9 protein-coding genes are annotated in these 11,008 nt (G+C 63.5%); 2 read left to right on the top strand and 7 right to left on the bottom strand.

Translation table 11 applies throughout. From position 1 onward, the window contains the following. Positions 1-78 precede the first annotated feature (78 nt). From MRUB_RS08495 to ligA, 6 genes are all read right to left on the bottom strand, one after another. Positions 79-1,242 carry an ABC transporter substrate-binding protein gene (locus tag MRUB_RS08495; RefSeq protein ID WP_013013938.1) on the bottom strand — a complete coding sequence of 388 codons (1,164 nt, stop codon included), beginning with the start codon at positions 1,240-1,242 and terminating at the stop codon, positions 79-81. 19 nt (positions 1,243-1,261) lie between these two features. Continuing rightward, positions 1,262-1,666 carry a MaoC family dehydratase gene (locus MRUB_RS08490; protein WP_013013937.1) on the bottom strand — a complete coding sequence of 135 codons (405 nt, stop codon included), beginning with the start codon at positions 1,664-1,666 and terminating at the stop codon, positions 1,262-1,264. Continuing rightward, positions 1,663-2,466, bottom strand: a complete 804-nt coding sequence (locus MRUB_RS08485) for an alpha/beta fold hydrolase (RefSeq protein WP_013013936.1) — start codon at positions 2,464-2,466, stop codon at positions 1,663-1,665. Before MRUB_RS08485 ends, MRUB_RS08490 begins: the two co-directional genes overlap by 4 nt. Next, on the bottom strand, positions 2,459-3,934 hold the full coding sequence (locus MRUB_RS08480) for a class I adenylate-forming enzyme family protein (RefSeq protein ID WP_013013935.1): 1,476 nt from the start codon (positions 3,932-3,934) through the stop codon (positions 2,459-2,461). The genes MRUB_RS08485 and MRUB_RS08480 overlap by 8 nt, the downstream gene beginning before the upstream one ends. Next, the gene (locus MRUB_RS08475) at positions 3,925-4,935 is read right to left on the bottom strand and encodes a 3-oxoacyl-ACP synthase (protein WP_013013934.1); all 1,011 of its coding nucleotides are present in this window, start codon (positions 4,933-4,935) and stop codon (positions 3,925-3,927) included. The genes MRUB_RS08480 and MRUB_RS08475 overlap by 10 nt, the downstream gene beginning before the upstream one ends. A gap of 67 nt (positions 4,936-5,002) precedes the next feature. Next, a complete protein-coding gene (ligA, locus tag MRUB_RS08470) occupies positions 5,003-7,003 on the bottom strand; it encodes an NAD-dependent DNA ligase LigA (RefSeq protein ID WP_013013933.1) in 2,001 nt (666 codons plus the stop codon). A 186-nt stretch (positions 7,004-7,189) separates the two neighbouring features. Here ligA and MRUB_RS08465 point away from each other — a divergent pair, with 186 nt between their 5' ends. Together MRUB_RS08465 and MRUB_RS08460 are read left to right on the top strand one after the other, a co-directional pair. Then, positions 7,190-8,323 carry a BMP family lipoprotein gene (locus MRUB_RS08465; RefSeq protein WP_013013932.1) on the top strand — a complete coding sequence of 378 codons (1,134 nt, stop codon included), beginning with the start codon at positions 7,190-7,192 and terminating at the stop codon, positions 8,321-8,323. A 129-nt stretch (positions 8,324-8,452) separates the two neighbouring features. Further along, positions 8,453-10,030 carry an ABC transporter ATP-binding protein gene (locus tag MRUB_RS08460; protein ID WP_015586889.1) on the top strand — a complete coding sequence of 526 codons (1,578 nt, stop codon included), beginning with the start codon at positions 8,453-8,455 and terminating at the stop codon, positions 10,028-10,030. Here MRUB_RS08460 and MRUB_RS08455 read toward each other — a convergent pair. Beyond that, a complete protein-coding gene (locus MRUB_RS08455; RefSeq protein WP_013013930.1) occupies positions 10,018-11,007 on the bottom strand; it encodes a DUF5666 domain-containing protein in 990 nt (329 codons plus the stop codon). The two genes, MRUB_RS08460 and MRUB_RS08455, sit on opposite strands and share 13 nt — an antisense overlap. Position 11,008: the final 1 nt, after the last annotated feature.

Raw genomic sequence — 11,008 nt, 5'->3', positions numbered from 1 at the left:
AGCATCCCAAACCTGGTGCGGGATGGAACCCCAACGGGGCTCGTTGGGGTTCACCTTTGATGAAGCTTCGGCCCGGGTTTAGTAGTTGCCTGGGAAGCGCAGGGGCCGGGCTGCGCGGTTGGGCGGGAAGACCGGGCGCCTCGAGCCCTCCAGGTACTGGAACTGTAGCCAGATGCTCTGGTTGAAGCCCTGGAAGCGGGTACGCCCGGTATCGGAGGGCTTGAAGGATAGGGGGCCGAAGGGGGTATCCATCTGAACCTTGGCCAGCTCGGCGGCAATCCGATCTTTATCGGTAGAACCGGCGGCCTCGAGCGCCCTGCCCAGGCTCAGGGCAATCACATAGCCCATGGGGGCCATGTACTCGTCGGTGACCTCGCCGAACTTGCGCCGGTAAAGGTTCACGAAGCGGCGGCTTTCGTTGTTGGCTACCGAGGGCAGCCAGGCGGTCATGCCAGCTATGTCGTTGGAAAGGTTGTTTTTCTCGAAGCCGGTCGGCCAGGCTGGGGGGGCCCCGTAGATGAGTTTGGGCTCGAGCCCCACCTGCCGGGTTTGCGCCGCGATGGGCAGGGCGTCCACGTCGTAGCCGATCCAGTACAGAATATCGGGCCGGAAGCCCTTGAGGCGGGTCAGAATGGCGGTGAAGCTACCCGAACCCGACTTGAAAGGCTCGGCCTGCACGGTGTAACCCTGGCGCTCGAGCTGCTGGCGGTAGGTCTGGATGCCCGCCGAGCCAAAAGGCCCATCTTCGCAGAGGATGGCCACGCGCCGGGCCCCGTTGTCGTAGAGGTACTTGAAGAACTCGAGGGCCGCCGCCACGTTGTGATAGTCCCAGGGGTGGTAGTGGAAGAAGCGGTTGTAATCGCTAAAAGCCTGCTCCACCACGCTGCTGGCCGCTCCGATGCAGAGGAAGAGCGGCTGGTACTGCTTGACGGGCCCTGAGAGGGCAAAGGTAACCCCCGAGGCCAGCCCGCCGATCACAATGTCCACCCGATCCACGGTCATCAGCTTGGTGAGGGCCGGCACCGCGGTGGCCGGGGCGTTGCCGTCGTCCACCACCACCAGCTCAATCTTTACCTTGCCGCCGGCGTTGACCTGATCCACGCCGAGCTGTACTCCGTTCAGAGCGGCCTTGCCCGCTACGGTCGAGATGGGCAGGAGCACACCCACCCGCACCGTGGTCTGGGCCAGGGCCAACCCGGCCAGACCCAAAACTGCCAGAAGAACCATCCAAACTTTTTTCATGCCTGCCTCCTATTAGGTTTCACAAAACCTCCTCGTAGAGCACCGTCGCCTCACCCTCGATGACCCGCTCACCTTTTTGGTTGGTGCAGGCGGTCTCGAGGCTCAGGATGGGTTTATCCGGGCGGATGGCCCGCACCGTTACGGTGGCCGTGATGGTGTCGCCCAGGTAGGTGGGCTTCAGAAAGCGCAGGCTCTGGCCCAGGTAGATGGCCCCCGGCCCCGGCAGCCTGGTGCCGATGGCGGTGGATATGAGTCCGGCCACCAGAATGCCCTGGGCGATGCGGGCCCCAAAACGGCTTTTCTTTGCGTACTCGGCGTCCACATGTAGTGGATTGGTATCACCCACCGCCCCGATGAACAGGGCCACATGGGCCTCGCTGATGGTCTGGGTGTAAGAAGCGCTGTCTCCTACCTGGAACCTCATGCCTGTACCTCCAAAAACCTCAGGATAGCCCCGGCCAGCCCGGCGGTGTCTTCAACTGGGGCCACGTGGCCCACCTGGGGTAGCACCCGGTGGGTGGCCTGGGGAATGGCGGCTGCGATCTCCTGGCCGTAGCAGGGCGGGAAGAGCAGATCGTCCTCACCCGAGAGCACCAGCGTAGGGGCCTTAACCCGCTTCAGGTGGGGGCGCAGGTCTTCCATAGCCAGAAAGCCGTCCAGTAAGTTTTGCTGGGCCTCTGGGGTTGGGGCGGCCTGCTCCATCTGTGCTAGAGAAGCCTCGTCGGCGATCTCCGGGTGGGCTTCCAGATAGGCCCGGCCCCAGATCCAGGGTAGGGCGATCTGCAAACGCCCGCGGGTGCCGCCCCAGGCCAGGGCCTGCCGCCAGCTTGCCACTTTGGCCCGCACCAGGGGGTCGAGGCGGGGGGTGGTGCACACCAAGATGAGCTTTTCCAGGCCGGCGGGTTGTTGGGCGGCGTACACCTGGGCCACCACCCCGCCGTTGGACAGGCCCAGCAGGTGGTAGCGCGGAATCTTTAGAGCCTCCAGGAGGGCGGCCAGGTCGCCGGCGTGCTGTGCGGGGGGGTAGGGCCCTGGGGGTGCGGCGCTTTGCCCCTGGCCGCGCATGTCGTAGCGCAGCACCCGGAAATTCTTCAGGTAGGGCATGAGGGGCTCCCAGGCCTCGGTGCGCTGAAAGATGCCGTTGAGCAGCACCAGGCACGGCGCTTCTTCGGGGCCATCCAGCCGGTAGAAAAGCTGAGTTCCATTGACGACTTGCTCAGGCATGGAATTCCTCCATGAACCGCTGGTACAATGCACTTTTCAAAATTTTGCCGGGGCCGCTTTTGGGTAGCTCGGATAGGAACAGGAAATGCTTGGGCACCTTGTAGCCGGCCAGGCGGGCCTTCAGAAAACTCTTCAGCTCTTCCGCGCCGATGGGGGTTTTGAGTACCACCGCAGCCAGGCCCACCTCGCCCCAGTGGGCATCGGGTACGCCCAGCACCGCGCACTCGAGCACCGCCGGATGATCGTAGAGGGCCCGTTCCACCTCGATGGGGTAGACGTTCTCCCCCCCCGAGATGAACATCTCCTTGGCCCGCCCCACGATGTAGTAGCGCCCCTCGGCATCGCGCCGGGCCAGGTCGCCGGTGCGCAGCCAGGTGCGGCCATTGTGCACGACCAGGGCCTGAGCGGTCTCGGCGGGTCGCTCAAAGTAGCCCGACATCACCACCGGCCCCGAGAGCCACAGCTCACCCTCCTCGAGGGCCTCCTGACCCCCGGCCCCGACCAGCCGGGCCCAGAGGTGGGGCATGGGGCGGCCCACCGACTCGGGGTGCGCCTCGGCCTCCTCGAGGCTCTGGGTAAAGCAGTTGACGCCGCACTCGGTCAGACCATAGCCCTGCTTGAAGCGCACACCCCTGGCCTTGAAGGCGGCCCGCACCGGGTGCGGGCAGGGGGCTCCGCCGGAGATGGCCCAGCGCACCGTGCGCAGGTCGGCCTGGGCGAAGTCGGGGTGCTGGGCCAGCATCTGGTACATGGTGGGCACCAGGAACAGCAGGGTTACCCCATGTTCCCGAACCCAGGCCAGGTACAAAGCGGGGTCGAACCTTTCCTGCACAAGCACCTGGCCGCCCAGGTAGAGCAGCGGTGTGGCCAGGGCATTTAGGGCCGCATGGAACATGGGGGTGGCTACGATGTAGCGGTCTTCGGGAGAAAGTCCCCAGCTCATGCAGGTCTGAATGGCATTGACCAGGAGCTGGCGGTAGGGGATGAGGGCCCCTTTGGGCAGCCCGGTGGTGCCGCCAGTAAAGAGCAGCAGGGCCGGGTCTTCTAAGCCGGGGGTAAAACCTGGTATCTCTTTTTCGGGCAGGGTTTGTAGGGCCTCCAGAGGATGTGCCTGGGGGTGCAGTCGCTGGGCCGGCACCGCGAAGTCTTCGGTATAGAAAAGGGCTTTGGGCCGGGTGTACTCGAGCAGCCCCTTAAGCTCGGCCTCGCTCAGGCGGTGGTTGAGCAGGGTGGGAATAAAGCCCAGCAAAGGCGCGGCAAAGTAGAGCTCGAGGTAGCCCAGGTGGTTGGGCCCCAGCACTGCGACCCGATCCCCCCTGGCGATCCCGAGGCCGGCCAGCGAGGCTGCGGCTCGCCGGGCCCGCTGGTACAAGCCTGCGTAGCTAAGCCAATCCCCACGCCAGTAGACCGCCGGCCGCTCGGGGTGGTAGGCGGCCAGCCGCGCGAGCCAGTTGGCGTTTAGCTCCATGCCACCTCCTCCAAACGCAAGACCGCAGCCCCCCAGTGGTAGCCCACCCCGGCCGCGGCCAGGGCCACCAGGCTTCCCGCGCCCAGCTTCCCGGCGTCCATCGCCAGCTTGAGCGAGAGGATGGGGTCGAGCTGGCCCAGGTGGCCGTAATCGGAAAGGTAAATGGCCCGTTCTTCAGATAACCCCAGCCCGGCCAGCACCGCCTGGTGGGCTGAGGGTTTCATGTGCAGCAGGGCCAGGTAGTCGAGATCGGCGGCGGTGTAACCGGCCTGTCCCAGCGCTTCTTGAATAACCTCCAGAAAGCTCGTTAGCGAGACCTGCTCGAGGCGCGCCTTCATGACCTCGGGCTCGGCCACCCGCAGCTTGTACCGATCTACGTTCATCGGGCTGAGCGGCTCGACCGTGCCACCCACCGGCACCCGCACGCTGGTGGCCAGGCTGGGATCGGTCTTGAGCCGGGTGGCCAGTAGCCTGAACCCCGGCCCCTGCCGCGCCATTACCGCGGCCCCGCCGCCGGCGGCCAGGTCGTACATGAAGCGCACCGCCGGATCGGTGTAATCGATCAGATCGCCGTTGCGGTAGCCGCCGGCAATCAGCAGGTGTTGCAGATCGGGCTGGCTGGCCAGAAGGCCCTCGGCCACGGCCAGCGCGCTGATAAAGCTGGCACACTTCTGGTTCAGGTCGAAGGCCCAGGCCCGCCTGGCCCCCACCATCTGGGCGATCAGGGGGGCGCTGCACCAGACCGGGTAGTCTTTGTACTCATCGGTGATGCTGATTACCACATCCAGCGCGGCCCCCTCGAGGCCCGCCTCCTCGAGCGCGGCCCGAGCAGCCCAGCCTGCCATGCGGCCGGGGTGGTCTTCCGGGCCGGGGATGGGCTTTTGGTGAATGCCCAGCTTCTCCCGCACCACCCATTCCGGCAGCCCGCTGGCCGCGGCAATTTCGCTGCTGTGCATGCGCGGTGTAGGAAGGTAGACCCCTAGGCCCCGAAGGTACGCCATCTTGAACCTCTAAACCCGATTGAGGTGAGTGTACCCAGGGGCTGTTACAACCTTGTTACACTGGTGCCTAGATGGAGGCTGCGCCGATTTTCTGCTCCAGCAGCGCCCGTAGGCCTGCTTCGTCCAGAATGGGAATGCCCAGCTCTTTGGCCTTGCTGAGCTTGGAGCCCGCCCCTGGCCCGGCGATCACATAGCTGGTTTTTCTGCTCACGGAGCCGGAAATTTTGGCCCCGTGGGCCTCGAGCTGCCGCGCGACCTCTTCCCGGGGGCGCGAGAGCTCGCCGGTTAAGACAAAGGTAAGACCCTCGAGGGCCTGGCTTTGCTGCTTTTCTCTGGCCTCGAACACCAAACCAGCGGCCCGCAGGCGCTCGATGAAGCTCTGCATCTCCGGGCGAGCCAGGGCCTGGTGGATGGCCTGGGCAGTGGTCTCGGCGATGTCCGGTACGGCATCCAGCTCCTCGACCGTGGCCTTCAGGATGCTGTCCAGGTGCCCAAAGCGCTTGGCCAGGGCCCGGGCGGTGCTTTCGCCGACCTGGGGAATGCCCAGCGCAAAGAGCAGCCGCTCGAGGCCCCGGCTTTTGCTGGCCTCGATCTGCTCAATAAGGTTCTGGGCGCTTTTCTCGGCCTTGCGCTCGAGCGCGGCAATATCTTCTTTCTTAAGGTTGTAGAGGTCGGCGGCATCCCGCACCAGACCGGTTTCCAAAAGCTGCTCAATCAGCTTCTCGCCCAGGCCCTGGATGTCCATGGCCCTGCGGCTGGCAAAATGCCGGATCGCCTCGAAAGCCTTGGCCGGGCATAGGGGGTTGGGGCAGAGGTGAATCTTGCCCGAAAGCTCGAGGGCTGTACCGCACTCGGGACAGTGGGTGGGCCACTCCACGGGCGCATGCCCCCGGGGGGCCTCGGTGACCACCCGCAACACCTCGGGGATCACCCCGCCCGATTTGTGTACCAGCACGGTATCCCCGATGCGTAAGCCCAGCTCCTGTACGTAACTTTCGTTGTGCAGGGTGACCCGGCTCACGGTGGAGCCGTCCAGAAAGACCGGCTCGAGCTCCGCCACCGGGGTGACCCGGCCGGTGCGCCCCACCTGAAAGATTACCCGCAGCACCCGGGTGGTCTTTTCTTCGGCGGGGAACTTGTAGGCGATGGCGAAACGGGGGGTTTTGGCGGTGTAGCCCAGCTCGCTCCACAGGGAAAGATTGTTGAGCTTGACGGTCACGCCATCGGCTTCAAAAGGCAGGCTTTTGCGCGCGGCCAGCATGGCCTGGTAGCCCTGCTCGATGCCCTCCACGCCCCGCACCACCTGGTAATGCGGATCCACGGAGAAACCAAGCTGGCCTAGTTTCTCCAGCAATTCTTGCTGGGTGCCGACCCCCAGGCTTTCCGGCCTTCCCACCCCATAAAACAGGCCCCGCAAGCCCCGGCTGGCGCTGATTCGGGGGTCTTTTTGCCGTAGGCTGCCGGCTGCGGCGTTGCGCGGGTTTTTGAAAGGAGGCTCCCCAGCCTCCTCGAGCTGCGTGTTCAACTCCAAAAAGGTCTGGATGGGTAGGTAAATTTCCCCCCGAACCTCGAGGTCGAGGGGCTGTGGTAGCTGCCGGGGAATGTCGGGAATCGCTAGCAGGTTGGGCGTTACGTCCTCGCCGGTCAGGCCGTCGCCGCGGGTGAGCCCCTGGCGAAACACCCCCTCTTCATAGATGAGGTTGACCGAGAGTCCGTCAATCTTGTACTCCAGCACATACTCGCGCGACTCTTCCCGGCCCAGGAAGCGGTTGATGCTGGCCTCGAAATCGGCGATGTCGTCTTGCGAAAAGGCGTTCCCCAGCGAGTACATACGGGTGGGGTGGGGCACGGGGGTGAAGGGGGTCTCGAGGATGGCGCTGCCCACGGTTTGCGTGGGGGAGTCGGGGATGATCAGCTCAGGATGGGCTTCTTCAAGGGCCCTCAGCTCCTGGAGCAGGCGGTCGTACTCGGCATCGGAAATTTCCGGTTTGTCCAGCACGTAATAGCGGTAATTGTGGTAGCGAATCAGCTCCCGCAGTTCCATGATGCGCTGCTTAGGGGTCTGCATAGCGTGATGCTACCAGCTCGAGGGTGGTTGTAAAACAGGCCTTAGAATAGCCTGAAGGGTGGCCAAAGAAGGGTTTTACTCATTTGTCAAGCCCTTTCAACCCCCCTGCTTTGTGCTCTATAATGCCGGAGGCTAACAGCCAGTTCAGCGCTTGTGAGCTACACAAGTGAAATGGAGGCGAATCACATGAAGAAACTCGTTGTGCTCGGTGCTGCCTTAGCAACTGCGCTAGGCCTGGGTCTGGCCCAGGAGATTCGCGTGGGCATGGCCTTCGATGCGGGTGGTAAAAACGACCGCAGCTTCAACCAGTCCACCTTTGAAGGCGCCCAGCGAGCCGCTAAAGAGCTGGGGGTTCGGATCTTCGACTTTGAACCCGGCGACCCCGGTCAGGTGGGTCAGGGCATCCGCCGCTTTGCCGAAGAGGGCTTCGACCTGATCGTGGGGGTGGGCTTCGCCAACGAACCCTCGATCACCAAAAACGCCCAGGAGTTTAAGGACATCAGGTTCGCCGTAATCGACTCGGTGCCCTGCGAGGGCAAGTGCGCCAACGCGGTGGGGCTGGTCTTCCGTGAGCACGAAGGCAGCTACCTGGTGGGCTACATCGCGGGCCGCATGACCAACACCGGTGTGGTGGGCTTCGTGGGCGGCATGGATATCCCCCTGATCCACAAGTTTGAGCAGGGCTACCGGGCCGGGGCCATCGCCGGTATGCGCGAGCGGGGCATCTCCAACCCCCGCGTGCTCATCAACTACGTGGGCAACACCCCGGCGGCCTGGAACGACCCGGGCAAGGCCAAAGAAATCGCCACCGCGCAGGCCAAGCAGGGGGCGGACATCATCTACGCGGCGGCCGGGGCTTCGGGCCTGGGTGTGCTGGACTATGTTAAGCAGCAGAAGTGCTTGAAGCAAAACGAGCTGCCCTCGGGTGTGCGCTTTATCTCTAACAATGGCTCCAATGTGCCGCGTTACGCCGCTTACAACCAGTCCTGCCCGGCGGCCACCTCCCGCCCCATGTTCATGGTTGGGGTAGATGCTAACCAGAACTACCTGGGCGACACCGACAACAACCCCAACACCCTCAACCACGTGCTGACCTCCATGCTCAAGCGGGTGGATGTGGCCACCTACGAGGTCATCAAGTCGGTTAAGGACGGCACCTTCAAAGGCGGGGTGCGCGAGTTTGGCCTGAACAACAACGGTGTGGGCTATGCCCTGGACAACTACAACAAGGCCCTGATCCCGCAGGCCGTCATCAACCGCCTGGCGGTTCTGCGCAGCCAGATTGTCTCCGGGGCCATCAAGGTGCCCGACAAGCGCTAGGCGATTGTTTTGTCGGCGCCCGGGGTTGTGGCCCTGGGCGCTTTTTGCTGCGTCCCCAGCCCAACTGTGGGTGTTGTTTTGAGCCTTGAGCAAAGCACCTGGAGGCTGCTTGCCTGTATGATTGGAGACATGAACGATTCTGCTGCTGCCTCGAGCGCGCGCGCTAAGGGTTCGGTTGCGCTCGAGCTCCGCAACATCACCAAACGCTACCCTCTGGTGCTGGCCAACGATCGCATCTCACTGGACGTGCGCTGGGGTGAGGTGCTGGCTGTGGTGGGTGAGAACGGCGCGGGTAAATCCACCCTGATGAAGATCGTGTACGGCCTGGTCAAACCCGACCAGGGCGAAATCTGGGTTGACGGCCAGAGGGTGCAGATTGCCGAGCCAGGCGACGCCATTGCCCTGGGGATTGGCATGGTACACCAGCACTTTATGCTGGTAGACCCCTTTACGGTGCTGGAGAACGTAATTCTAGGTTCAGAGCCCACCCAGGGGGGCCAGCTCAACCTGGCCCAGGCCCGGGCCGAGGTCGAGGCCTTGATGAGGGACCTCGAGTTCGATCTGCCGCTGGATACACCGGTGGAGGAGCTGCCGGTGGGTTTGCAGCAGCGGGTGGAGATTCTCAAGGCGCTTTACCGCAAGGCCAAAATCCTCATTCTGGATGAGCCCACCGCCGTACTGACCCCCCAGGAGGCCGATGAGTTATTCGACTTCCTGCGCCGCTATGTGGAGCAGGGCAATGCGGTTATTTTCATCAGCCACAAGCTGGCCGAGGTCATCAAACTCTCCCACCGCGTCACCGTTATCCGCGATGGCAAGGTGGTGGGCACGGTCAACACCCCTGAGACCAGCGTGAACGAGCTGGCGCGCATGATGGTAGGGCGGGAGGTGATCCTTTCGGTGGACAAGTCGGAGGCCAGACCCACCGAGGCCGTGCTCGAGGTAATCGACCTGCGCATGCCCGAAAAAGACAAAAAACACCGGCTTAATGGGGTGTCGTTTCAGGTACGGGCCGGTGAGATTGTGGGCATTGCAGGGGTGGAGGGCAACGGCCAGACCGAGCTGGTGGAGGCCATCACCGGCCTGCGGCCTTACCAGGGCACCATCCGATACCAGGGCCAGACCCTCAAACCCAACGCCCGGCTGGTGCGCGAGTGGGGCGTTTCGCACATCCCCGAAGACCGCAACCTGCGCGGGCTGGTGCTCGACTTTACCACCCGCGAGAACCTGATTCTGGGGGATCACTACCGGCCGCCTTATGCGGGATTCCTGGGCTTTTTGGACGCTACGCAGATGGAAGCCCACGCCCGGGAGGTGGTCGAAACCTTCGATGTACGGCCCCGAAGCACCGAGCTGGCAGCCCGCCGCTACTCGGGGGGCAACGCGCAGAAAATCATCGTGGGCCGGGAGCTGAGCCGAAAGCCCAAGGTGCTGGTTGCAGCCCAGCCGACCCGTGGGGTGGATATTGGGGCCATCGAGTTTATTCACGAAAACATCGTTAAAGCCCGTGATGCGGGGATGGCGGTGCTGCTGGTATCGGCCGATCTAAACGAGGTGCGCTCGCTATCCGATCGCATCTTGGTGATGTTTGAAGGCCGCATCATGGGTGAGCTCAAAGCCAGCGAGGCCAGCGAGGAGCGGCTTGGGTTGTTGATGGCCGGTATCACCGAGGGCTCTGCGCAGGCCGCAGGGGCTCAGGGCTCCTGAAACTCCCCCTGCACCCCTTCCAGCACCACCACATCGCCGGTATCGAGGTGGTATAGCACGCGGGTGCCCTGCACAAAGCCATCCTTGTTTTGGCTGCGCACCGGTCTTTCCTTGCTACCGTACAAATAAGCGATGCGGTCTTTTTCGTGCACCACTGCGCTTTCTGCCGTGGAAGTACGGCCATCCTGCACCAACCTGATCTCCCCAAACAGGCGCAGGATCTCGTCGTCCACGTTGTAGACCATGCGCTGGGCGCTGCCTTGCAGGGGCTTGTCGCCGGAGCGCTCGAGCTCGATGGGCCCCGCCACCCGGGCCTCGCCGCTCTGGTTATCGTAGTCGAGGCGGCTACCCCAGGCCCTGCTCTGGCCCTGCTGAACCTCTACGGCCCGCGGGCCCGGCTTGAGATCGAGCTCGAGGCGATCCTCATCCTCGATGTACCGGGCCGTGCCCCCGGTCATGAATACAAAGTCGTTTACTTCCCGGATTTGCTCCACGCGGGCGATGGCCCCGAAAGCCTTAGCATCCTCACCAAAGGTAATCTGGACGCGATAGGGGGGTGGATCGGCAAAAAGCGAACGGCTGAGGGAGGGGCCTTCGGGTTTACCGCCAATCTGCACATCAAAGGCCTTGAGGCTGCCGTCGTTTTGCTCGGCGGCCTCGAGGCGCACCTGCTGGCCTATCTTCAGGTCGGCAAACTGCACCGGTTTCCCTTCGAGCCAGAAGCGGGTCAGCTTATCGGTGGTAAAAACCCTTTCACCCAGGTGAAGGGATTTCTTCTCAGCGTCCAGCGCGGTAATGACCCCCCCGTACAGGTCGCGCAACTCGATGATGGCGGGGGGGTTGTCCGGCCCACTCTTAACGACCACAATTTTTTTACCGCGCCGCTCAATCTCGGCGGTGGTTTGAAACGAGGGCTCAGGCTCCTGCTGCGCGATTGCTACCAGCAACAACCCCAGGAGCAGCCAGGCCCAGCGCATA

Source organism: Meiothermus ruber DSM 1279, from assembly GCF_000024425.1.
In the GTDB taxonomy this organism is placed as follows: Bacteria; Deinococcota; Deinococci; order Deinococcales; family Thermaceae; genus Meiothermus; species Meiothermus ruber.
Note: the sequence above shows the minus strand (reverse complement) of the source record. Positions and strands in the feature narration are given on the sequence as shown.